The organism is Faecalibacterium prausnitzii (assembly GCF_003287405.1).
GTDB classification, from domain to species: domain Bacteria; phylum Bacillota; class Clostridia; order Oscillospirales; family Ruminococcaceae; genus Faecalibacterium; species Faecalibacterium intestinale.
In genome coordinates this window covers 41,874-63,552 of the sequence record NZ_PRLD01000007.1, presented here as the reverse complement: position 1 = coordinate 63,552, position 21,679 = coordinate 41,874, and the positions used below count along the sequence as shown (strand labels likewise).

The window sequence follows — 21,679 nt, the reverse complement described above, 5'->3', positions numbered from 1 at the left end:
AAAATTTGCTTCCTCTGCCTGTTGGACACAAGGATGCCTTTCTTCTTTATTCTAGCACAGACAGCAAAAAGTTCAAGACAAAATTGTGTTTTTGTGCTATATTTTAGGAGAGAAAGCCTTGTTTTATTTGTGAATAAAATATCATACTGATTTTAAAGGATATTTTCCCCGCAAATATAAAAGAGCCCGTGCAGTCCACAGGCTCTATGGGCAGATGCTCCATCATGCAGTTTTCTTTACGGGGACGCTGTTCTCATACAGTTCGTGGGGCGCAACGTCCTGTCCCTCCGGCCATTCGATGCCCACGCCGCCGGGCAGCAGCTGCACCGCGTTGAAATAGCTTTCGTCCTTCAGCTGTCCGTACCACGGCCCCGTTGCATAGGGTGCAACGTCAAAGAGCTTTACCTCTCCCGTTTCGTAGAACAGGCGAAGCTTCAAGGGGCTTATGGTCTCCACCTTAGTCAATTTCGGCTGCAACATAAGATCACTCCTTATTTCAAAGGGTCAATGCGGAAGAACTGCTCGCCGTTGCTCAACAGCTTCCAGTTCGCTTCCAGATCATCGCGGTGTATTACTACCCACGCTTCCAGCAGCTTCAGCTTGTTTTTGGGAAAGCCGCCTTCCAAAATCGTCCCGTCCAGTGCCATCACGATCTCTTCCCCGGAATACTCCGCATGGATATGCGGCATATTGTGTTTTCCGCCCTGTTCCCGGTACATTCTGACGATGATGCCATAAAATATGCTTAATACCGGCATTTTACCCACTCCCTTCTTCAAGTTCATTTTATCATACGCAGGTGTTTTTTTCAAGAAACTGTGATGATCTCTTTTTGTGCGTTTGCCGTACTCTTGAATCTGTGTTATAGTTTACAATATTATAATTTGCAAATAAATCGTTGATCTGATTTTAAAGGAGATGTTCTCCATGGATATGGATACTTTAAAGGCCGAATGCCTTGCCTGCACCCGGTGCGAGCTGTGCGCCACCCGGACGAACGTGGTGTTCGGGCAGGGCGTGCCAGACGCCGAGGTGCTGTTTGTGGGCGAGGGCCCCGGCCAGAGCGAGGACGAGCAGGGTCTGCCTTTTGTGGGGCGCAGCGGGCAGCTGCTGGACAAATACCTGTTTGCCATCGACCTTGACCGCAAAAAGAACTGCTATATCGCCAACATCGTCAAGTGCCGCCCGCCCCAGAACCGCGACCCGCTGCCCGCCGAGAGCGAAGCCTGTATGCCGTGGCTGCGGGAGCAGTTCCGGCTGATCCAGCCTAAGATCGTGGTCTGCCTTGGGCGCGTTGCCGCCCAGCGGATGATCCGGCAGGATTTTTCCGTCACCCGGGAGCACGGGCAGATCATCAATAAAGGCGGCATTTTGTTCATGGGCACCTTCCACCCCGCCGCCCTGCTGCGCCAGCCCCAGAACAAGCCCGAAGCCTTTGCGGACTTTACCGTGCTGCGGGACACCATTGCCGCCGTGTGCGAGCATACCTATAATAGGTAAGGTCAGGAACCAACCGCGCCGCTTTTGCATACTGTAAAGCAAAAGCGAGGTGTTTTTGTATGGAAAGTTCCGTGCATCCTTCTGTGGATTTCTTTCTGGGCGCTACAACGCCCGCCGGGTTCAAGGGCTACTTTGCGCCGCTGCGCCGGGAGCCCGGGATGCAGCTGGTGCTGCTCAAAAGCGGGCCGGGCTGCGGCAAGTCTACTTTGATGAAGCGTCTGGCGCGCGCCGCACAGGAGAAAGGCGAGCCCATCCAGCGCATCCACTGCGCCAGCGACCCCGACAGTCTGGACGGGGTGGTGTTCCTGCGGCAGAAACGCGCCATCATCGACGCCACCGCACCCCATGTGGTGGAGCCGGAAGCCCCCGGCGCAGACGAGCGGGTGCTGAGTTTGTACCACACCATCGACGCCGATGCCCTGCACTCCCACAAGGACGAGGTGACCGCCCTGTTTGCCCGCAACCAGCTGCTGCGCAGCCGGGCGGCGCGGTATGTGGCTTCGGCGGGCAGCCTGCTGCTGGACAGCCGCCGCGCCGAAGCGTGCAGCGCAAACTTTGAAAAAGTGCGCCGCTACGTCAAGCGGCTGTGCACCCGCCTGTTGCCCCGCACCGAGGAGATGGGCTCTGAAGAGCTGCGGCTGCTCTCTGCCATCACGCCCAAGGGCGAGGTGTTCTATCAGGGCACAGTGCAGGCGCTGGCAGACCGGTGTATCCTTTTCCGGGACGACTACGGGGCAGTGTCCCGTCTGCTGCTGGAGCTCATCCGCGCCGAGGCGCTGGCGCGGGGCTACCACATCATCACCTGCCCCTGCGCCATGCACCCGGAGGACAAGATCGACCACATTATCATCCCCTCCCTGCGGCTGGCATTTTTGACCGACAACCGCTGGCATCCGGTGCGGCTGTCTGCCGCGCAGACCGTGCGGTGCAGCCGTTTTGTGGACAGGGAGAACCTTTCCGCCTGCCGGGCACGGCTGCGTTTTAACGAGCGCGCCGCCGCCGAATTGCTGGAACAGGCCTGTGCCCTGATGGCGCAGGCAAAAAGCTGCCACGATGAACTGGAGACCTACTACCGCACCGCCGTGGACTTTGCACAGGTGGATGCCGCAGCCGCTCAGTGCATGGAACTGTTCGGGGTAGGATAACGTAAAAACCAACGGAGGTGAAACGCCTTGGCAAGCATCCATCTGCCCATCCGGCAGCTGGTGGAGTTTTTGCTGCGCACCGGCAGCATCGACAGCCGCTTTACCGGCTTTGACCGCGCCAACGAGGGTGCACGCATCCACCGCAGGCTGCAAAAAGCCGCCGGGGAGGGTTATCAGGCTGAGGTGTTCCTCAGCGCGGAGCGGGAAGCCTGCGGCATCGCCTTTACGCTGGAAGGCAGGGCAGACGGCATTTTCACCGACGAAACCGGCACTGTGACCATCGACGAGATCAAGACCACCACTGTCCCCTACGAGGAGATCACCGAGAAACTGAACCCCTGCCACTGGGCACAGGGCATGGTGTATGCCGCCATTTACAGCAGCCAGCAGGGACTGGAAACGCTGGCGGTGCGGCTGACCTATTACCAAGTTGACACCGACCAAATTCAGCGCTTTACCCGGCAGTTCACCCGGCAGCAATTGGAACAGTTTTTGCAGCAGCTTTTAACGCAGTATGCCCCGTGGGCGCAGCGGCAGCTGGACTGGGACACCCGGCGCAGCCAGAGCCTTGCGGCGCTGCAATTCCCCTTTGCGGAGTATCGCCCCGGGCAGCGGGCGCTGGCGGGCGAGGTGTACCGCGCCTGCCGCGCCGGAAAAAGCGCCGACCGCAAGGGCGGCACCCGCGTTTTTTGTCAGGCACCCACCGGCATCGGCAAGACCATGAGCGCCCTCTTCCCTGCTTTAAAAGCCATGGGCGAGGGCTGCGGCGCAAAGCTGTTCTACCTGACCGCCCGCAACACCACCCAAGCCGCCGCCGAGGACGCGGTAACGCGGCTGCGTACCGCCCAGCCCGGTCTTGCCCTGCGCAGCGTGACCCTGACCGCCAAGGAAAAAGCCTGTCTGCACCCGGACGCCGAAGGCCACCCCGCCTGCCTGCCGGAGGTGTGTTCCTTTGCCAACGGCTACTACGACCGCCGCAAGGATGCGCTGGCGGCTCTGCTGGACGGCAGCGGCAGTTTCAGCCGCGCCTCACTGGCGGACACCGCCCGGCAGTTCTCGGTGTGCCCCTTTGAGCTGGGGCTTGATCTGAGCGAGTGGTGCGATGTGGTCATCGGGGACTACAATTATCTGTTTGACCCTGTGGTGCACCTCAAGCGCTTTTTTGATGCCGCCGGGGACTGGCTGTTCCTCATTGACGAAGCACACAACCTGCCGGACAGAGCCCGCGCCATGTACTCGGCGCAGTTTGCCAAAAGCAGCCTGACCGAAGCAAAGCGGGCGCTGGGCAAGGGCAAAAGCAGCCTGAAAACCGCGCTGACCAAGGCGGATAAAGTCTTTCTGGCGGCGCGCAGAGCCTGCGCACAGGCTGCGCCCCGCACAGGTGCAGAGCCCGCCGGGGAGACCGAGCCTACGCAGGTGAGCCTTTTGCCCGCCGAAGCTGCCCCGGATTTTGCCCTGCCGCAGCCGCTGTACGCCCGGGACGGCACCGTGTTTTTGCAGCAGCTGCCCGCCGCTTTGCCCGCTGCGCTGCGGGCGGTGCACCCCCCTTTGCAGGACTGGCTGGAACAGAACCCCGAGGACCCCGCCCACGCGCAGCTGCTGGAGCTTTACTTCGCCTTGCAGGATATCGCCCGTGCGGCTGACCGGTACGACAGCCATTTTGTCACCCAGCTCACCGCCCGGGGCAGTGAGTTGGAACTGCATCTGCTCTGCTTAGACCCCGCGCCCTTTGTGGATGCCAGTCTGGCGGCAGGGCGCAGTGCGGCGCTGTTCAGTGCCACCTTGACCCCGCCCGCCTTTTACCGCAATGTGCTGGGCTGTGCCGATGCCCGGGCAGTGGCGCTGCCAAGCCCCTTCCCGCCGGAAAATCTGGGGCTGTTCTGCCTGCCGGGCATCTCCACCCGCTACCGCCAGCGGGAAGCCAGCGTGCCCGCCGTAGCCGATGCGCTGGCGGCGCTGGCAAAGGGCAAAACCGGCAACTATCTGGCGTTTTTCCCCAGCTACGCCTATTTGCAGCAGGTGTACGAAGCCTTTGCCGCCCGCTGGCCGGACATTTCCACCCTTGTGCAGCAGCGCAGTTTGGACGATGCCGGGCGCGCGGAGTTTCTGGCGCAGTTCGTGCCCCGCCCTGCCCAGACGCTGCTGGGCTTTGCCGTGATGGGCGGCATCTTCGGCGAGGGCGTAGACCTTGTGGGCGACCGGCTCATCGGGTGCGCCATCGTAGGGGTGGGTCTGCCGCAGGTGAACCCCCGGCAGGAGATGCTGCGCCGCTATTACGAGGAGCAGTCCGGCTGCGGTTTCGACTACGCCTACCGCTACCCGGGCATGAACAAGGTGCTGCAAGCCGCCGGGCGGGTGGTGCGCACCCCGCAGGACAAGGGCGTGGTGCTGCTTTTGGACGACCGCTTTGCGCAGCCCGACACCGCCCGCCTGTTCCCGCCGCACTGGCGGCACATCCAATATCTGCCTGGCACCGCCGCGCTGGAAACGGCGCTGGCAGGGTTCTGGGGTTAGCATCCTCGCCCTCTCCGTCTTTGCTACGCAAATCCACCTCTCCCAAAGGGAGAGGCCTTGGCAAAAAGATGAAGTTTGCGTGGACTGTCAAAAGGCTCTCCCTTTGGGAGAGCTGGCGCGTTAGCGCCTGAGAGGGCGAGCCCGCTAACCGAAGGGCATACCTGCTAAAGAAAAAGCATCTGCAACCAAATCGCCAGCTTTCTGAAGCTCAGAAGCGACCGTTGCAGATGCTTTTTGTCTGATTCTTTAGGGATTATACCCTTAATACTCCACGCCCTTCCGTGCGGCGATGCCCTTCTGGTAGGGGTGGCGGCGGCAGCACATCTCGGTAAGGTAATCTGCGGCGTCCAGCATCCATGCGGGGGCTGCGTGGGCGGTCAGGACGCACTCCTGCCCGGCGGGGCGGTGCAGCACCGCCTGCTGCAGCAGGTCTTTGTCCACCATGTCCAGTTCCCACGCGCTGCCGGCTTCGTCCAGCACCAGCAGATCACAGGGCTGCGCCAGCGCCGCCGCAAGATTTTGGTTCTGCAAAGCGCGGGTAGCGGCCTTTTCGGCTTCGTTCATCTGAAAGACGAATTTCTGCCCGGCCTTGCCCCGGTAGACGGTGGCACCCAGCTGTTCCAGCAGCGGGATCTCGCCGCTCTGCCCGCCCTTTAAAAACTGCACGATGACCACACGTTTTCCGCTACCCAGTGCCCGCAGGGCAAGCCCCATGGCGGCTGTGGTCTTGCCCTTGCCGTCGCCGTAATACAGATGCAAAAGACCTAAGCTTTCCATCGTCTTTCTCCTTTTTTGCAGCAAAAGGCACCCGCAGCAGAACGGCTGCGGATGCCTTGTTATTTATACTTTGCCTTTACTGGTACAGCGGGAACTCCCGAGTCAGGCGCAGAACGCGCTCGCTGATCTCGTCCTTCTTTTCCTCATAGTGCCAGATGCAGTCTGCAATGCAGTCCGCGATCACCTGCATCTCGGCTGCGCCCATGCCGCGGGTGGTGACAGCCGGGGTACCCAGACGCACGCCGGAGGTCACAAAGGGGCTGCGGGTCTCGCCGGGGACGGTGTTCTTGTTGGCGGTGATGTGCACGCTGTCCAGACGCTGCTCCAGGTCCTTGCCGGTGCACTCCTCGTCCCGCAGGTCAATGAGCATCAGGTGGTTGTCGGTGCCGCCGGATACAAGCTTTACTCCGTGCTGCTGCAAAGCCGCAGCCAGCGCCTGTGCGTTTTCCACGATCTTGCGGGCATATTCCTTGAACTCCGGCTTCAGTGCCTCGCCAAAGCAGACGGCTTTTGCTGCAATCACGTGCTCCAGCGGGCCGCCCTGCGTGCCGGGGAACACTGCCGAGTTGATGCGCTTGGCAATGATGGGGTTGTTGGTCAGGATCAAGCCGCCGCGGGGTCCGCGCAGGGTCTTGTGGGTGGTGGTGGTCACCACGTCGGCGTAGGGTACGGGGCTCTGGTGCTGACCGCCCGCCACCAGACCGGCAATGTGCGCCATATCCACCATCAGGTATGCGCCGTAGCCGTGGGCGATCTCGGCAAGCTTTTCAAAGTCGATGGCGCGGGGGTAGGCGGAAGCGCCCGCCACCAGCATCTTGGGGCGCACCTTGCGCACCTGCTTTTCCAGCTCGGCGTAGTCGATCACGCCGTCTGCGCCGACACCGTAGGAGATGAAGTGGTAGTTTTTACCGGACATATTCACCGGGGAACCATGGGTCAGGTGACCGCCCTGCGAAAGGTCCATGCCCATGACGGTATCGCCCAGCTCCAGCAGGGCAAAATACACGGCAAGGTTGGCCTGTGCGCCGGAATGGGGCTGGACGTTGGCGTACTTTGCCCCGAACAACTGGCAGGCGCGCTGGATGGCAATGTTCTCCACCTCGTCCACATAGACACAGCCGCCGTAGTAGCGCTTGCCGGGCAGACCCTCGGCGTACTTATTGGTCAGCACGCTGCCCATCGCTGCCATCACGGCGGGCGAGACGATGTTCTCGCTGGCGATCAGCTCAATGTTCTCGCGCTGACGGGTCAGTTCCCGCTCCATGGCTGCGCCCAGTTCCGGGTCGGCTGCATTGACCATGCCGATGGTGTCCATCATATCCTTGTACATTTTACTTGCCCCTCTCCACAAAATGTTGCAGGTTCTCTCAGCGCAGCGCCCGCGCGGCGCTTGCTGCTGTAACATAATCATAGCAGAAAGCGGCAGCGGCTTCAATCCTCTTTTCGCCAAAAGGCTTGCTTTTTTTGTCTGAAGTGTTTATTATGTTTGTATAAAAATGCGCTGTCGATTTTGTATATTTTTCAAGTATCCTCCCCCACAGGTGAAGCGAGGTGTTTTGTATGACCATTGCCGAGGAAAAACAGGCGCAGCGTGCCGCAGGCCGTGCCGCCCGCAAGGCGCTGGATGCACCGCAGCGCGCCGCCGCCAACGCGGCGCTGTGCCGCCGGGTGCTGGAACTGGACGCCTACCGCGCCGCCCATACCCTTTTGCTCTACGCAGCCTTTGGGGGCGAAGCCGACCTTGCCGCCGTGGCTGCCGAAGCTGTCCGGCAGGGCAAGACGGTAGCCTACCCGGTGTGCGGCGAGGGCTTTACCCTTATCGCAGCCGTGCCGGGCGCGGACGGCTGGGCGGTGGGACAGTACGGCATCCGTGCGCCGGTGCCGGAGCGCTCTGCGCTTTTGCAGCCGGAGCAGCTGGATCTGGTGCTGGTGCCCTGCACCGCCTTTGACGCAGACTGCCGCCGGGTGGGCATGGGCAAGGGCTACTACGACCGCTACCTGCCCCGCTGCACCCGGGCGGTGAAGATCGGCATTGCATTGGAAGTTCAGCGCGTCCCCCGCGCCGCCGTGGACGCCCACGACCAGCGGCTGGACGCCTTTGTAACAGAGAGGGGTATCTACACATGGAAATGAAGGATCTAAGCTGCGCGCAGTTTCTGGCACAGCTTGCCAGCAAAGCGCCCACGCCGGGCGGCGGCGGCACCGCCGCGCTGGCAGGCGCTGCCGGTGTGGCGCTGGGCAACATGGTGGGCTGCCTGACCACCGGCAAAAAGAAGTACGCCGCCGTGGCAGCGGACATTCAGGCACTGAACGCCCGGGCCAGTGCCCTGCGGCTGGAACTGGAAGCGCTGGTACAGGCCGATGCCGATGCCTTTGCGCCGTTGGCTGCGGCCTACGGTCTGCCCAAGGACACCCCGGAGCAGACCGCGCACAAGGCTGCTGTGCTGGAAGCCGCGCTGGACGGTGCAAGCGCTGTGCCGCTGCAGATCATGGAAAAGTGCGCCGAGGGCATCGCGCTGGCGGGACAGTACGCCGCGAAGGGCAGCGTGCTGGCGGTATCGGACGCGGGGTGTGCTGCCGTGCTGTGCAAGGCCGCTTTGCAGGCCGCAAGCCTGAATGTGTTCATCAATACCAAGCTGATGGCAGACCGCACCCATGCCGCCGCGCTGGACGCCCGGGCAGACGCATTGCTGGCAGAGTTTGTGCCCCGGGCAGACGAGATATTCACCGCCGTCAGCGGGAAACTCCGCAACAAATAATATCATAAATGAGGGAAAGTATATGGCAACGATTTTAAAGGGCGCGCCGGTGGTGGCCGCCATGAACGAGCGCAACGCCGCACTCTGCGAGCAGCTGAAAGCCAAGGGCATCACCCCCACGCTGGCGGTGGTGCGTGTGGGCGAGCGGGAGGATGACCTCTCCTACGAGCGGGGCGTGATGACCCGCTGCGGCAAGGTGGGCGTTGCCGTCCGGCAGTTCGTGCTGCCCGCCGACGCCACGCAGGAGCAGCTGCTCCGGGTACTGGACGAGGTGAACACCGACGACGGCATCCACGGCTGTCTTTTGTTCCGTCCCCTGCCCAAGCAGTTCGATGACCGCACCGTCCGCGCCGCCCTGCGCCCGGAAAAGGACATTGACGGCATCACGGACGGTTCGCTGGCCGGGGTGTTCACCAACACCGATCTGGGCTATGCTCCCTGCACCGCGCAGGCGTGCATGGAAATTTTGAAGTATTACAACGTCCCCCTTTCCGGCAAGCGTGCCGTGGTGGTGGGGCGCAGCCTTGTGGTGGGCAAGCCCGCCGCCATGATGCTGGACCGGGAGAACGCCACCGTCACCCTGTGCAACTCCCGCACCCGGAACCTGCCGGAAGTGTGCCGGCAGGCCGACATTGTGGTGGTGGCCATGGGTAAAATGGGCGCTGTGGGCGCGGACTGCCTGCGGGCAGGCCAGACGGTCGTGGACGTGGGCATCCATGTGAACGAGGAAGGCAAACTCTGCGGTGACGTGCAGTTTGCCGCCGCAGAGCCGGTGGTGGACGCCATCACCCCCGTGCCCGGCGGCGTGGGCACCGTGACCACCTCGGTGCTGGTAGGCCATGTGGTGCAGGCGGCGGGGAAAAAGGCAGGGGTGTAAACTCCCCCAGTCTCGACCATTAGATAGAAAAACAACACCCTCAGGCGCAAAGGTCTGAGGGTGTTGTTCTTTGGTTTTATAGCGTGCTGTTTACCCCCGCACAAGGAGCAGCAGCAGAGCCGAAGCCACGCACTGCAGAATCAGCCAGCGGGCTACCACCTGCTCGTCGCTCCAGCCCTTGCGCTTGCGCACATGGTCGTGGAGAGGGGTCAGGGTGTTTTTTAAGATCCAGATGTGCAGAAAACGCTTCAGGCTGATCTTCAGAATGCCCAAGCTGCCGTCCGCGATGAACACGATAGCCGCCAGCAGGAAGGCGAACGGATGGCCGCACTTGAGGGACAGCATGGCGATGAAAAAGCCCATGGCGCGGCTGCCGGCGTCGCCCATCAGCAGGCTGGAGGGCTTGGCGTTGAGCCACAGGTAGGCCAGCAGCGCACCGATGAACACCACACCGGCGGTGGCGTAGGTACCCAGCTCGGTCTTATAGGCCAGCAGGTAGGTGCCAATGGTCACCACTGCCAGACTGGCGGAAAGGCCGTCCACACCGTCGGTGCAGTTGACCACGTTGATGCTTGCCCAGATCAGGATAACAATGAGCAGCAGGTACACTGCATAGGGCAGCGTGAAACTCCACTGCAAAAAGTGCACCCCGCAGCCGTTGAAGTTCAGGTAGGTGACGCCCGCCAGCACCGCGATGACAAAATCAATGATGCCCTTTTTGTACTCGTTCCAAGCAGTCTCGGCGGCATCGTCCAGATAGCCGGAGAGCATGGAAGCGATCAGCAGCACATTATACACCACATACTCGGTGGTGAAGGGCAGAAACGCCAGCGACACCAGCGCGATGCACAGCACAAAGATCAATCCGGAGCCCCGCGCCTTGCCCTTGGAAAGTTCGCCGTTCACCGCAAAGGCGCGGCCATGGTCGTGGGGCAGTTTATCGCGGAAAATGGAATCCGTCAGGGCGGTCAGGGCGAACGCCAGCAAAAATGCCATGGCATCCACGCCCCGCTGCCCGATGACAGAGGTAAGCATTTGGATCATAAGATAACATTCCTCTTTCTTTCTGTATAGTACGTTGTGAGTGTATCACGCCCTTGCCCAAAAATCAATCCCGGCGGCAAAATTCGCTGCGGATTGACTTTTCTCCCGCCGCTCTTTATAATAGTATGTTAGTCTGTATTTTCACCCGCAACGCAGGAGGTTTCATGTCCATTACCCTTGAGCAGCTCTCTGCCCGGATGCGGCAGGGCGAGCAGGTGCCGCTGCGCCACACTGCACAGGTGGCGCTGACGCTGAGCATCCCTTCCATTTTGCAGCAGATCGTAGTTACCGCCATGGAGTACATCGACGCCGCCATGGTGGGGCATATCGGCGCCGCCGCCACCGCTTCCATCGGCATCGTCAGCTCCAGCACATGGCTGCTGCACGGGATGCTGGCGGGGCTGTGCATGGCGTTTTCCATTCAGGTGGCGCAGTATCTGGGCGCAGACCGCCAGCAGGACGCCCGGGGCGTGCTGCGGCAGTCCATGCTGTTCAATCTGGTGGTAGGGCTTGCCGCTGCCGCCTTCGGCGTGGGCATCAGCCGGTTTCTGCCCGGGTGGCTGGGCGCAGACGCGGCACTGCAGACAAATGCTTCGGCGTATTTTGCCATCTGGTCGGCTTCCCTGCCCTTTATCATGGCTATGGGCACCTATGCCGCCATGCTGCGCTCCACCGGCGATGCCCTGACCCCCGGCCTGATCAGCGTGTTCGCCTGCGTGCTGGACATCATCTTCAACTTTTTCCTCATCAACCCCACCCGGGAGATGACGGTATTCGGCCAGAACCTCACGGTCTGGGGTCTGGGCTGGGGCGTGCCGGGCGCGGCGCTGGGCACAGCCCTTGCCAACGCCGTGGGCGGCACGCTGGCGCTGGGCGTTCTGCTGCTGCGGGACGGCCCGCTGTGCATCCGCAAACCCGGCGCGTGGCGCATTACCCGCGCCTGCCTGCATAACGTGTGGAAGGTGGGTGCACCGCTGGCGGCAGAGCGCGCCGCTTTGTCCTCGGCACAGGTGCTGCTGGTGCGCATCGTGTCCGGGCTGGGCACGACCGCCATTGCCGCCAACAGTCTGGGCGTCAGCGCCGAGAGCCTGTGCTACATGGCAGGCTACGGCATTCAGGACGCCGCCCTTGCGCTGGTGGGACAGGCCGTGGGCGCAAACCGCCGGGACATGGCAAAGCGCTTTGCATGGCTGTGCACCGCCATGGGCATGGGCATCATGGCGCTTACCGGCGTGGGGCTGTATGTGTTTGCCCCGCAGCTGATGGGCATCTTCACCGCCGATGCCGCCGTTATTGCGCTGGGCGCGCGGGTGCTGCGCATCGAAGCCTTTGCCGAGCCCATGTTCGGGGCAAGCATCGTGGCCAGCGGCTCCATGCAGGGCGCGGGCGACAGCACCGGCTGCTTTGTGCTGAACCTTATCAGTATGTGGGGCGTGCGGCTGACCTTGGCTGTTCTGCTGGCTCCCCGCTTTGGGCTGGTGGGCGTATGGGCAGCCATGTGCGCCGAACTTTGCACCCGCGGCGTACTGTTTTTGCTGCGCATGGCGCGTGGCAAATGGCTGGATAAGGGCGCGCTGGCGTAAAAAGCACCTTGTCAGCGTCCTCGCCCTCTCCGTCTGCTCACTGCGTTCGCATCCACCTCTCCCAAAGGGAGAGGCCTTGGCAAAGAGATGAACTTTGCGTGGACTGCCAAAGGCTCTCCCTTTGGGAGAGCTGTCACCGCAGGTGACTGAGAGGGCGAGCCCTCTAAAGAAAGAGAGCTAGAATGTCCGCAAACACCTGACGCATCCGCAAACTTTACACTTTAGCCGGAAACATCATCGCTATGCCAAGGGCTCCATCTCCGAGGGAGCTGTCACGGCGCAAGCCGTGACTGAGGGAGTTTCTTCGGCAGCTACTCCCTCCAAACAGAGAAAAAGCCGGAAAGTCCGCGGACTTTCCGGCTCTCTTGTTTCAGCAGCTTACTTGCGGCCGTGCAGGATGGGAGACAGGGGCTTATAGATCAGCAGGCACAACACGGCGTCCAGCAGACCCTTGACCAGCGTGAAGGGCATATTAAAGATCACAAGGCACTTGATCAGGCTGTCGGCAGAGGGCAGGATAGCCTGATACATCCCCAGAATGGCTTCCAGCGGCATATGGTAGAACTGCACATAGGCCGGGTAGGTGATGAAGTAGTTGGAGGGCACGCTGAACACCGCCATAGCGGCTGCACCGGCGATAGCGCCCAGAATGGCGGTCTTGCGGCTCTTATGGCGCTTGTAGACAAAGCCCGCCACAGCGGAGAACACCGCGCCCAGCATAAAGTTGCACAGCTCGCCCACGCAGGCGGTGGAGGTGCCCTTGATGATGATGTGCAGCAGGTTCTTCATAAAGCTGATGACCACGCCGTACACCGGGCCCAGTGCAAAGGCACCCAGCAGGGCGGGCAGGTCGGAGAAGTCCATCTTGACGAAGGACGGGATGAGCATCGGCAGCGGGAACTCAATGAACATCAGGATAAAGGCGACCGCGCTGAGCATGGCGGCAACGGTCAGGTTGTGGGTGGTATTCTTTTTCATGGCAGTTGTCCTCCCCGGGGTGTACGCCCCGTTCAAATTTGTTCGGAAAGCCCTTTTCGCGCTGGATCGAACCGGAAAGACAAACCAAAAAACGCCCTGCTGCAACCAAAAACTGCAACAGGGCGCACAGACGCAATTTGCCTGCCGTTTCTTGCATCCGGACTATACCGTTGGTCCCGGAGTTGCACCGGGTCAGCACCCTTGCGGGTGGTCGCGGACTTTACCGCCAGTGGGGAATTGCACCCCGCCCTGAAACGAACTTTCTGACCAAGAGTATAGCGCGGTACTGCGGCGCTGTCAAGCCCCCTTTTTGAAAAGTTTGCGCATTTTTTATCAAAGTGTGTTTTCACCGTTCTTTCCTTGCCCCGGGCGGCAGAGTATGCTATCATAATATGCGTTGTGAAAAAACACAGGAGGTTTTCCATGATTTTCTCGATCCGTAACCTTGGTTTTGAGCTGGGCTCGCTGCTGCTGGAAGGCTGGGCAGCCTTTGCCGCCCGGGTGGTGTGCGCGGCGCTGCTGCTGGTGCTTGGCTGGCTGGCGCGGCAGCTTTTGTCCCGCCGGGTGTGCCCTGCCCTGCTGCGCCGCAGCTGGCGGCTGGCGGGTACGCCCATTCTGCTGCGCAGCTTTGCCGTGCCGCTGCAGCGGCTCACCCTTGCGGCGTTCATCTATGCCGCAGCTGCCAGCCTGCCGTGGGCAATCAGCGGCGTGAGCAAATTTCTGCTCACAGTCTTTGAGCTGGCCGCCACCTTTTTTGTGTGTCAGGGACTGTACGCCGCCGCCGACCTTACCGACCTTTTGCTGGCAAACTGCGGCGAGGAGGTGCGCGCCAACCGCACCCTGACCACCCTGCTGAACAAGCTGTACAAAGTTTTCATCGTGGTATTGGGCGTTATGACCATGGCACAGGAGACCGGCCTGCCGGTGGGCAGCATCGTAGCCAGTGCGGGTCTTGTCGGTCTGACCATCTCTCTGGCGGCGCAGGACAGCGCCAAAAATCTGTTCAGCGGGCTGGTCATCCTGCTGGACCGGCCCTTTTCCATCGGTGACTGGATCACCGTGGGCGATGTTTCCGGCGAGGTGGTGGACATCAACTTCCGCTCCACCAAGGTCCGCGCACTGGATAACTCGGTGTACATCCTGACCAACAGCACGGTCAGCTCTGCCACCATCAACAACGGTACTTTGCGTAACAAGCGGCTGTACCGCTTCACCCTCGGGGTCACCTACGACACCACCCGTCCCCAACTGGAACAGCTGATGACCGACCTAACCGCCATGCTCAAGGCCAGCCCCTACACCTACGAGGACTCGGTGCTGGTGGAGCTGAGCGGCTTTGGAGCTTCCAGCATCGACCTGCTGGTGTCTGCCTACCTGCGCACCGCCGACATGACCCGCTTTTTGCAGATGCAGAACGATTTGAATCTTGACCTGATGGACGTGATGCAGAAAAACGGCGTGGACTTCGCCTTCCCCTCCACCACCGTGTATCTGGAAAAGAACAGCGAAAACTAAAAGACGATCCAGAATGGCCGCCGCTTGCGCTTTGGCCATCTTCAGCGGAAGTCTATTTATACTTCACGTTTGCCGCGGCCTGTGGGTTGCGGCAAACGCATTTTTACGGATCAAATCAAAGAAACGCCTGTTTTGTTGTAAAAAGCAGGCGCTTTTGCCCTATGATTTCCCATCCGGTCATGTTATTCTTATAGCGCACCCGCATATACTGCGGGACACGCCATCAAATCATCTGTGGAGGAATTCTTCCTATGACACAGCTTTTGCTGCCTATCATTTACTTAGCCTTTATCAGTCTTGGCCTGCCGGATTCCCTGCTGGGGTCTGCATGGCCCACCATGTACCCCCAGCTGGGCATCCCCTTTTCCTATGCGGGCATCCTGTCCATGATCATCTCGCTGGGCACCATCGTTTCCAGCCTGAACAGCGACCGGCTCACCCGGGCGCTGGGCACTGGCAAGGTGACCGCCCTCAGCGTGGGCATGACCGCTGCGGCACTGTTCGGTTTCTCGGTCTCCGGCCAGTTCTGGATGCTCTGCCTGTGGGCTGTGCCCTACGGTTTGGGCGCGGGCAGCGTGGATGCCGCCCTGAACAACTATGTTGCCCTGCATTACGAAAGCCGCCACATGAGCTGGCTGCACTGTATGTGGGGCGTGGGCACTACCATCGGCCCTGTGGTGATGGGTGCAGCGCTTTCCGGCGGGCTGAGCTGGAACAGCGGTTACCGGTATATCGCCCTATTCCAGATCGCACTTTCTGCCGTTCTTTTTTGCAGCCTGCCCCTGTGGCATAAACGCTCCGACGCTGCCCCGGACGGTACTGTGTCCAAGGCGCTGACCCTGTCGCAGGTGTTCGCGCTACCGGGCGCGAAGGAAGTGATGCTCTGCTTTTTCTGCTACTGTGCGCTGGAGACCACCGCCGGGCTTTGGGCCAGCAGCTACCTGACCCTTGTGCGGCAGGTGCCCGCCCAGACGGCTGCCAGCTTTGCCAGCCTGTTCTATATCGGCATCACGGTGGGACGGGGCGTCTGCGGCTTTTTGACCTTAAAACTGAGCGACGACCAGATGATCCGTCTGGGGTTTGCGGTGCTGGGCGTGGGCATTGCCGCCCTGCTGCTGCCCGGGGCGCAGGCTTTTGCGCTGGCAGGGCTTGTGCTGGTAGGGCTGGGCTGTGCGCCCATCTACCCCAGCATCATCCACGCCACCCCGGCGCATTTCGGCGCACAGAATTCTCAGGCCGTCATCGGCATCCAGATGAGCAGCGCCTATGTGGGCAATCTTGCCATGCCGCCGCTGTTCGGTCTGCTAGCCAACAGCATCACCCCGGCGCTATTCCCCTTCTATCTGCTGGTATTTCTGGTGCTGATGGCGCTGATGCACCGGCAGCTGGTGCGCAAAACGGCGCGCACCTGAAAGGGTCCAGCCTGCTAAAGTTAAAGGGACTGCCGTACCTCATTTGGTGCGGCAGTCCCTTTGCTATTTATTCAGTTATTTGTAAAGAACTGCGTTCAGAACTTATTGAGCATCTTTTTCAGCTTTGCCAGTTCCTCTGCATCGCGGGTATCATCCAGCAGGGTGAGGGCATCGTTGAAATAGTTGCGGTCCAGATAAGAGTGGGTGGCATTGGCGTGGGCAGCCATAGCCTCCAGCACGGCATAACCGGAGCGCACCAGCGGGTGGGTGGCAGGCACGCTGCCGCCCTCGGCTACCAGCGCAAACTTGCTTTCAGCCATATCCTCCAGCAGGGCGCTGTAAGCGTTGTTGGGGTCGGTGCCGTGGTTCTGCAGACCCTGATACAGCAGCTGTGCCACAAAACCCAGCGTAGAAGCCGTATACCAGTTGCCGTTGAACTTATTGGGGTTCGCGGCCTTATCGGTGACCGGGGAGTTGATCTTGTTGGTCAGGTACACCACCACCAGATCCTCCACGGGGTCGATCATGGTCAACGTACCGGTCCAGCCCTGATGGCCAATGGTATTGGAGGGTGCCTGCGTACCGAAATACCAGCAGCGCTGGTTGTCACCCTCACGCCACCAGCCCAGACCCCAGTTGGCAGCGTCCTCCTTCTTGGGTGCGGTAAAGGCGTCCATCACGTTGCGGGAGAAGTAGCGGTTCTCGCCGTAGCCGCCGGTGAGCATGACAGAGGCCAGTTTTGCCAACTCGGTAGCGTTGGAAAACAGGCCTGCATGGCCGGAAATACCGCCCATCGCGTAGTAGCACTTCTCGTCGTGCACCTGGCCCTGAATGGTAGCGGTGCGCACGCCGGTGAAGGAGATGGCACCATCACGGGTGTTGCCGTTCAGCTCGGTAGCGGCGCAATCGTTGGCGGCAAAGCCGTTCAGCAGGGGGTTGTAGGTGGTATGGGTCAGACCCATAGGATCCCAGAAGGTCTCCTTCAGGAAGGCGTCCAGCCCCTTGCCGGTGATGGCTTCAATGGCGAAGGCCAGCAGCATATAGTCCACGTCGGAGTAAACGGTCTTGGTGCCCGGCTTGTACATCAGCGGGGTCTTGAAGATGGACTTGAGGGTCGCGGCGCGGGTTGCAGCGCTGCCGTCCCAACCGGAGAAGAGCAGGTTGGTGGCACCGGGAACGGTCTTTTGAGAGCACTGGTCAAAGGAATCGTTGTGGTACTGGGGGTCTGCAGGGAAGCCTGCCTGATGGCGCAGGATATCGCGCAGGGTCAGTTCTGCCTTCCACTGCTTGTTGACCTTCAGGCCCGGGTTCTCGTAGCCGTTGTAGGTAATGTCGATGGTGTCCTCCACAAAGGCGCTGCCCAGCAGGTCTACCAGACGGCTGTCCAAATTGGCCTTGCCCTGCGTGACGAGGTACTGTAATGCGTAGTTTGCAGTGTACATCTTGGTGTTGGAGGCCAGATCGTACAGGGTATCGTTGGTCACAGCCGGGCTATCGGTCTTGGGGGTGCCGTCCGGATTATAGGAGTTCACCTTGCCCCATGCGTTCTGATACACCAGCTTGCCGTTTTTCACAACAGCCATCTGTGCGCTGGGGAAGCCGTTGTTCACATCTGCCTGAATGATCTGCTCCAGCAGTTCCAGTGCATCGCGGTCGATGCCCACGTCCTGCAGGCTGCCCTCCTGCACAGTGGGGTAGCCCACCCGCACAGTCACCTTTTTGCCGCGGGGACGGATGCCGCCCACTTGAATGGTGTTGCGGCCGTTGATGGTCTGGCCGGAAATATCCACGTTCCACACGCCGCCTGCCGCCATGGCAGCGGTGTTGATCTGGCGGTTATTGACGAACAGGTTAAAACCGGTCACGCCCGCCTCGGGCTCCACGCACAGCGTTCCCTGCCCTGCATAGCCCACAAAGGTGTACATGTGGTTCATGGCCAGCGTATCGTCCAGACCCTTCCAGTTGGGGAACACCGGCTCGCCCTGCCAGCCGCCGCTCACGCTGCCGCGGCTGGTCACCTTGACCGAGGCCGCCTTTTTAGGGACGAGGTTCAGGGAGTTGGTATCCTCCGCTGCGGCGGCTGCGGGCTCGGCAGCAGAGGCTGCCCCGGCGGTGCACACGTTGAGCGCCATCATGCCCAGACCGGCAACGCTGCCCTTCAGGAACGTTTTACGGGAAAATTTGGTTGACATGGTAAGGTCCTCCCATTCTTTTTGCCGCAATGCGACAATATGCCTGTATTCGTGCTTTTTGTCCCGCAGCAGCGGGACTGCCTTATGCCCCGAATTGTACGCGAGATAAAACAAAATGTCAATCATGTTTTTATCTTGTGGCACAAAGTTTTGCGTTTCTCAGTTTTTCGCCTATTTTGGCACATTGTTTTACTCTTTGTTCCAAATTTTCATGCGTTTTGTATACAACCAGCCGCAAAAATGCGTAAAAAAAGCCGCCGCACAAAACCTTGTGCAGCGGCTTTGGTTCATAATTTTTCTTACAAAATGCGGGCACTGATGGCGTTTGCCACCTGAAACAGGTCTTTCTGTCCGATAAAGCCAAACTTGGCCTCGTGGCCGTCCGCAAAGCAGACAGTCAGCTGGGACGCCTGTAATGGATCGCCAAAGCCCGCTGTCTGGATGCCGTAGTGCAGCACCTTGCGGTAGGGCAGCACAAAAAGCTGCTGCCGCGTGCCCGTGACCCCCTGCATATCCACCATGATGATGCGGTGGCTGGTAAACACCACCTGATCGCGCACCGTCTTGTAAGCGCCCACGATCTGCTCGCCCTCCAGCAGCAGGGCGTTGATATTTTTGCAGATATCCTTCTCCTGCAGGCGAATAAGATTCTCCATCGGTTTATCGCGGAATTCCATAGCAGCGTTCCCCTTTCAGCGTTTTATGGCTCTATTGTAGCATTTCCGCCGCCGGTTGGCAAGATGGCTGCCCGGATAAAAAGAAAAGACCCGAACCATTCAAGGTTCAGGTCTTGTGGAGCGGGTAATGGGAATCGAACCCACCTCCTCAGCTTGGAAGGCTGATATACTAGCCGATGTACTATACCCGCAATTGCAGAATGCATTATACCATAATTTTGCGCAAATGTCCAGCATGAATTTAGGGTCTGCAACCGTGAAGGCGGTGGCTTTCCTTATTGTGGGAAGCTCCCGCCTTTTGCTGTGTCTGTGTAAAAGTCAGGAATTGCGTATTTCTACTTTAGATTTATTTCTCATTGCGGGGCTTTTTAATTTTGCAATTCACAATCCGACTTGCAAGATAAATTATCCAAAAAGTAAGGATATAATTGTTAGTTATAAACTTTGTAAAGGTCGCTTGTTCCCCTAATCTTATTTCAACAAAGTAAAATATCAAATACTGCACAATTAGCATACCACCAACGTCTACTACCAGTTTTTTCACTATCTTCGGCTCCTCTCTATAAAACCTTTTATCCGGATAACGCAGCAAATCACTGGTTTGTTGCAAGATTTTCTGTTTTTATGGTTATAATCATGCAGCCGCTCCCTCATTTTTCAGTAGATTCTTCCAGATTCTTTCGGTACTGTGCCGGACTGACACCATACTCTTTCTTGAATACCCGGCTAAAATAGAGTGGGTTATCATACCCTATGATCTCTGCAATTTCTCCAATATTGTATTCGGTGTTCTCCAATAAGCTCTGCGCATTTACCATCCGAAGGGACAGGATGTATTGTGCAGGGCTTATTTTCATGTACTGCTTAAAATTACGGATAAACCAGTTCGTACTGATATGCAGCGATTCTGCGTAATCGTCCACACTGACCTTTGTGTTATAGTTCTCGTTAAAGTAGGCAACGGCGGCTTCGATTTCTTCCGGGATGCTCGTAGTTGTTTTCTCGCTTTCCTGCTGTTTCCTGCTTACTAAAAGCAGAATGATGTTGAAGAGAGAAGCAATATAGTCTTCATAGCCATATTCACATTGCTGCAGTTCCCGGATGATCTTTCGGAACAGCATTTTGTAATCCGGCAGTGTGCCGCTGTAAAAAACGTGCTTGTCCAATGGTATTCCGCGATAGTTCAGGATGTTTTTGACATCATATCCTGTAAAGTGAATCCAGAACACCTCCGGGTGGTCTTCTACATAGTAGACATACTTCTGGATTTCTTTCGGCTGATAAAGCACCATGTGTCCAGAAGTCACCACTTCCTCAACACCATCGAACCAGAAGTGTGCTTTACCGGATGCCACATAGAGGATTTGATAGTCTCTGCGGCCCTTTGCCCAAAAAGTAGGCAGCTGAGGGCGTTTTTTCAAGCGATAAGTGCCGCAGCTGCCTACGACCAGCGGCTTTGAGTAGTCTTTGAAATCCAAACGGGAGTTGTTTAAATATCCTGAGTTGAAATACATCCCTGCGTCCTCCTCATCTTCAGAGATTTTACAGTGATTTGGGAAATGTTCTATCAAAAAATTACAAACTCTTTGATTTTGTGCATATTTTGTTCCATCTTGTCTATATCTTTTCGTCCCATTAGATTCTATAATATTTTCAGACGAAACGCAAGAGATTTGGGCAACTTGCGGAATGACAATTCCAGTCTGAAGTGCGCAGCAGATTGGTCGCGCCCACACAAAACAAGCAAGATGGGAGAAAGCACAATGACTGAGAAGCGTTATCTAAAGTGGTATAATAAAGTCGGCTATGGTTCAGGCGATATTGCGGGCAACGTGGTGTATGCGTTCCTGTCCTCCTTCGTCATGATCTATCTGACCAACACCGTTGGCCTGAACCCCGGTATTGTCGGCACTCTGATTGCATTTTCCAAACTGCTGGACGGTGTGACGGACATTTTCTTCGGCTCTCTGATCGACAAAACGCACTCCAAAATGGGCAAAGCCCGTCCTTGGATGCTGTACGGCTACATTGGCTGCGCCATCACGCTGGTGGCGATCTTCGCCATCCCGACCAATCTGGGACAGTTTGCACAGTACGCATGGTTCCTGATCGCATATACTCTGCTGAACGCTGTATTCTACACTGCCAACAACATTGCTTACTCTGCACTGACTGCTCTTGTCACGAAGAACAGTGCCGAAAGGTAGTATCGTGGTCGAGTGCGGGAACGCACTTCTGAAAAACGGGTACAAGCTGAAAATCCTGAACACCATCAACTTCAAAAAGTCCATGCACTACAACCCCTTCGCCTATGTCCACAGCGAAAAGGACATTCTGAAACTGGTCACAACCCTGATGACCAACACCAAGGGTGAAGGGTCCGGCGGGGACCCATTTTGGGAAAAAAGCGAACGTCTTTTGCTCACCGCACTGATCGCCTATCTGCATTATGAAGCCCCGGTGGAGGAACAAAACTTCGCTACCCTGTTGGAGATGCTCAACACCATGCAGGTGCTGGAGGATGACGAGGAATACCAAAACCCGGTGGATTTGCTGTTTGAGGAACTGGCGAAGAAGAAGCCCAACAGCTTTGCCGGGCGGCAGTACAAACTTTACAAGCTGGCCGCCGGTGATATATGCTCTAAGTGACTTCTTAATCATGATTTTGTCATGGTTAGTGAAGCAATCACTTAGAGCATTTTTGTT

At 58.6% G+C, this 21,679-nt stretch carries 18 protein-coding genes, 1 tRNA gene, 2 pseudogenes and 1 riboswitch; of the genes and pseudogenes, 11 read left to right on the top strand and 10 right to left on the bottom strand.

What is annotated here, in order from left to right; all coding sequences use genetic code 11:
- Nucleotides 1-222 precede the first annotated feature (222 nt).
- Entirely contained in the window at nucleotides 223-480 is a 258-nt protein-coding gene (locus C4N24_RS08410; protein WP_112091042.1) for a DUF2442 domain-containing protein, read from the bottom strand.
- An 11-nt stretch (nucleotides 481-491) separates the two neighbouring features.
- Nucleotides 492-758, bottom strand: a complete 267-nt coding sequence (locus tag C4N24_RS08405; RefSeq protein WP_112091041.1) for a DUF4160 domain-containing protein — start codon at nucleotides 756-758, stop codon at nucleotides 492-494.
- A 169-nt stretch (nucleotides 759-927) separates the two neighbouring features.
- Between C4N24_RS08405 and C4N24_RS08400 the strand changes: the two genes are divergently transcribed.
- The 3 genes from C4N24_RS08400 to C4N24_RS08390 are packed head-to-tail and all read left to right on the top strand — an operon-like array spanning nucleotide 928 to nucleotide 5,159.
- Nucleotides 928-1,500 carry a uracil-DNA glycosylase gene (locus tag C4N24_RS08400; protein ID WP_112091040.1) on the top strand — a complete coding sequence of 191 codons (573 nt, stop codon included), beginning with the start codon at nucleotides 928-930 and terminating at the stop codon, nucleotides 1,498-1,500.
- Between the two features lie 59 nt (nucleotides 1,501-1,559).
- Nucleotides 1,560-2,645, top strand: a complete 1,086-nt coding sequence (locus C4N24_RS08395) for a hypothetical protein (RefSeq protein ID WP_112091039.1) — start codon at nucleotides 1,560-1,562, stop codon at nucleotides 2,643-2,645.
- A gap of 27 nt (nucleotides 2,646-2,672) precedes the next feature.
- On the top strand, nucleotides 2,673-5,159 hold the full coding sequence (locus C4N24_RS08390) for an ATP-dependent DNA helicase (protein WP_112091038.1): 2,487 nt from the start codon (nucleotides 2,673-2,675) through the stop codon (nucleotides 5,157-5,159).
- Between the two features lie 261 nt (nucleotides 5,160-5,420).
- On the opposite strand, the gene C4N24_RS08385 is transcribed toward C4N24_RS08390, so the two are convergent.
- Entirely contained in the window at nucleotides 5,421-5,936 is a 516-nt protein-coding gene (locus C4N24_RS08385) for a cob(I)yrinic acid a,c-diamide adenosyltransferase (protein WP_112091037.1), read from the bottom strand.
- A gap of 76 nt (nucleotides 5,937-6,012) precedes the next feature.
- Nucleotides 6,013-7,266, bottom strand: coding sequence for a serine hydroxymethyltransferase (gene glyA / locus C4N24_RS08380; protein ID WP_112091036.1), 1,254 nt, complete (start codon nucleotides 7,264-7,266; stop codon nucleotides 6,013-6,015).
- A 230-nt stretch (nucleotides 7,267-7,496) separates the two neighbouring features.
- Between glyA and C4N24_RS08375 the strand changes: the two genes are divergently transcribed.
- From C4N24_RS08375 to C4N24_RS08365, 3 genes are read left to right on the top strand one after another with little or no spacing between them, the layout of a single operon-like run.
- Nucleotides 7,497-8,069 (top strand): 5-formyltetrahydrofolate cyclo-ligase, encoded by a 573-nt coding sequence (locus C4N24_RS08375; RefSeq protein WP_112091035.1) that lies wholly within the window; start codon nucleotides 7,497-7,499, stop codon nucleotides 8,067-8,069.
- Nucleotides 8,060-8,695, top strand: coding sequence for a cyclodeaminase/cyclohydrolase family protein (locus C4N24_RS08370; protein WP_112091034.1), 636 nt, complete (start codon nucleotides 8,060-8,062; stop codon nucleotides 8,693-8,695). Before C4N24_RS08375 ends, C4N24_RS08370 begins: the two co-directional genes overlap by 10 nt.
- A 22-nt stretch (nucleotides 8,696-8,717) precedes the next feature.
- The gene (locus C4N24_RS08365) at nucleotides 8,718-9,572 is read left to right on the top strand and encodes a bifunctional 5,10-methylenetetrahydrofolate dehydrogenase/5,10-methenyltetrahydrofolate cyclohydrolase (RefSeq protein ID WP_112091033.1); all 855 of its coding nucleotides are present in this window, start codon (nucleotides 8,718-8,720) and stop codon (nucleotides 9,570-9,572) included.
- A 90-nt stretch (nucleotides 9,573-9,662) separates the two neighbouring features.
- Here the strand turns inward: C4N24_RS08365 and C4N24_RS08360 are convergent, their stop codons facing one another.
- Entirely contained in the window at nucleotides 9,663-10,616 is a 954-nt protein-coding gene (locus C4N24_RS08360; RefSeq protein ID WP_112091032.1) for a phospho-N-acetylmuramoyl-pentapeptide-transferase, read from the bottom strand.
- Nucleotides 10,617-10,780: 164 nt separating this feature from the next.
- Between C4N24_RS08360 and C4N24_RS08355 the strand changes: the two genes are divergently transcribed.
- The gene (locus C4N24_RS08355; RefSeq protein ID WP_112091031.1) at nucleotides 10,781-12,199 is read left to right on the top strand and encodes an MATE family efflux transporter; all 1,419 of its coding nucleotides are present in this window, start codon (nucleotides 10,781-10,783) and stop codon (nucleotides 12,197-12,199) included.
- Nucleotides 12,200-12,577: 378 nt separating this feature from the next.
- Here C4N24_RS08355 and C4N24_RS08350 read toward each other — a convergent pair whose 3' ends face one another.
- Nucleotides 12,578-13,177 carry an ECF transporter S component gene (locus C4N24_RS08350; RefSeq protein WP_055184785.1) on the bottom strand — a complete coding sequence of 200 codons (600 nt, stop codon included), beginning with the start codon at nucleotides 13,175-13,177 and terminating at the stop codon, nucleotides 12,578-12,580.
- 141 nt (nucleotides 13,178-13,318) lie between these two features.
- Nucleotides 13,319-13,438: riboswitch (FMN riboswitch) on the bottom strand.
- A 162-nt stretch (nucleotides 13,439-13,600) separates the two neighbouring features.
- Here C4N24_RS08350 and C4N24_RS08345 point away from each other — a divergent pair.
- Both C4N24_RS08345 and C4N24_RS08340 read left to right on the top strand, forming a co-directional pair.
- The gene (locus C4N24_RS08345; protein ID WP_112091029.1) at nucleotides 13,601-14,692 is read left to right on the top strand and encodes a mechanosensitive ion channel family protein; all 1,092 of its coding nucleotides are present in this window, start codon (nucleotides 13,601-13,603) and stop codon (nucleotides 14,690-14,692) included.
- A 251-nt stretch (nucleotides 14,693-14,943) separates the two neighbouring features.
- A complete protein-coding gene (locus tag C4N24_RS08340; RefSeq protein WP_112091028.1) occupies nucleotides 14,944-16,104 on the top strand; it encodes an MFS transporter in 1,161 nt (386 codons plus the stop codon).
- 95 nt (nucleotides 16,105-16,199) lie between these two features.
- Here the strand turns inward: C4N24_RS08340 and pbp4b are convergent, their stop codons facing one another.
- From pbp4b to C4N24_RS08315, 4 genes are all read right to left on the bottom strand, one after another.
- Nucleotides 16,200-18,296, bottom strand: coding sequence for a penicillin binding protein PBP4B (gene pbp4b, locus C4N24_RS08335; protein WP_112091117.1), 2,097 nt, complete (start codon nucleotides 18,294-18,296; stop codon nucleotides 16,200-16,202).
- A gap of 299 nt (nucleotides 18,297-18,595) precedes the next feature.
- Nucleotides 18,596-18,973, bottom strand: coding sequence for a PH domain-containing protein (locus C4N24_RS08330; RefSeq protein WP_097780052.1), 378 nt, complete (start codon nucleotides 18,971-18,973; stop codon nucleotides 18,596-18,598).
- A gap of 116 nt (nucleotides 18,974-19,089) precedes the next feature.
- Nucleotides 19,090-19,164 (bottom strand) — tRNA-Gly (locus tag C4N24_RS08325).
- Between the two features lie 459 nt (nucleotides 19,165-19,623).
- Nucleotides 19,624-20,487, bottom strand: a complete 864-nt coding sequence (locus C4N24_RS08315; RefSeq protein WP_112091026.1) for a helix-turn-helix domain-containing protein — start codon at nucleotides 20,485-20,487, stop codon at nucleotides 19,624-19,626.
- Between the two features lie 249 nt (nucleotides 20,488-20,736).
- Here C4N24_RS08315 and C4N24_RS08310 point away from each other — a divergent pair.
- A pseudogene (locus C4N24_RS08310) lies at nucleotides 20,737-21,177 on the top strand (MFS transporter); the annotation flags it as partial.
- A pseudogene (locus tag C4N24_RS08305) lies at nucleotides 21,164-21,604 on the top strand (type IV secretory system conjugative DNA transfer family protein); the annotation flags it as partial. The pseudogenes C4N24_RS08310 and C4N24_RS08305, both read left to right, overlap by 14 nt.
- Nucleotides 21,605-21,679 lie beyond the last annotated feature (75 nt).

Bases quoted from the DNA above. Each gene is read 5' to 3' on its own strand.
- C4N24_RS08315 (WP_112091026.1), bottom strand. From the start codon at position 20,487: ATGTATTTCAACTCAGGATATTTAAACAACTCCCGTTTGGATTTCAAA.
- C4N24_RS08395 (WP_112091039.1), top strand. From the start codon at position 1,560: ATGGAAAGTTCCGTGCATCCTTCTGTGGATTTCTTTCTGGGCGCTACA.
- C4N24_RS08365 (WP_112091033.1), top strand. From the start codon at position 8,718: ATGGCAACGATTTTAAAGGGCGCGCCGGTGGTGGCCGCCATGAACGAG.
- C4N24_RS08360 (WP_112091032.1), bottom strand. From the start codon at position 10,616: ATGATCCAAATGCTTACCTCTGTCATCGGGCAGCGGGGCGTGGATGCC.
- C4N24_RS08400 (WP_112091040.1), top strand. From the start codon at position 928: ATGGATATGGATACTTTAAAGGCCGAATGCCTTGCCTGCACCCGGTGC.
- C4N24_RS08385 (WP_112091037.1), bottom strand. From the start codon at position 5,936: ATGGAAAGCTTAGGTCTTTTGCATCTGTATTACGGCGACGGCAAGGGC.
- C4N24_RS08340 (WP_112091028.1), top strand. From the start codon at position 14,944: ATGACACAGCTTTTGCTGCCTATCATTTACTTAGCCTTTATCAGTCTT.
- C4N24_RS08370 (WP_112091034.1), top strand. From the start codon at position 8,060: ATGGAAATGAAGGATCTAAGCTGCGCGCAGTTTCTGGCACAGCTTGCC.
- C4N24_RS08355 (WP_112091031.1), top strand. From the start codon at position 10,781: ATGTCCATTACCCTTGAGCAGCTCTCTGCCCGGATGCGGCAGGGCGAG.
- C4N24_RS08375 (WP_112091035.1), top strand. From the start codon at position 7,497: ATGACCATTGCCGAGGAAAAACAGGCGCAGCGTGCCGCAGGCCGTGCC.
- C4N24_RS08350 (WP_055184785.1), bottom strand. From the start codon at position 13,177: ATGAAAAAGAATACCACCCACAACCTGACCGTTGCCGCCATGCTCAGC.
- C4N24_RS08345 (WP_112091029.1), top strand. From the start codon at position 13,601: ATGATTTTCTCGATCCGTAACCTTGGTTTTGAGCTGGGCTCGCTGCTG.
- glyA (WP_112091036.1), bottom strand. From the start codon at position 7,266: ATGTACAAGGATATGATGGACACCATCGGCATGGTCAATGCAGCCGAC.
- pbp4b (WP_112091117.1), bottom strand. From the start codon at position 18,296: ATGTCAACCAAATTTTCCCGTAAAACGTTCCTGAAGGGCAGCGTTGCC.
- C4N24_RS08410 (WP_112091042.1), bottom strand. From the start codon at position 480: ATGTTGCAGCCGAAATTGACTAAGGTGGAGACCATAAGCCCCTTGAAG.
- C4N24_RS08330 (WP_097780052.1), bottom strand. From the start codon at position 18,973: ATGGAATTCCGCGATAAACCGATGGAGAATCTTATTCGCCTGCAGGAG.
- C4N24_RS08405 (WP_112091041.1), bottom strand. From the start codon at position 758: ATGCCGGTATTAAGCATATTTTATGGCATCATCGTCAGAATGTACCGG.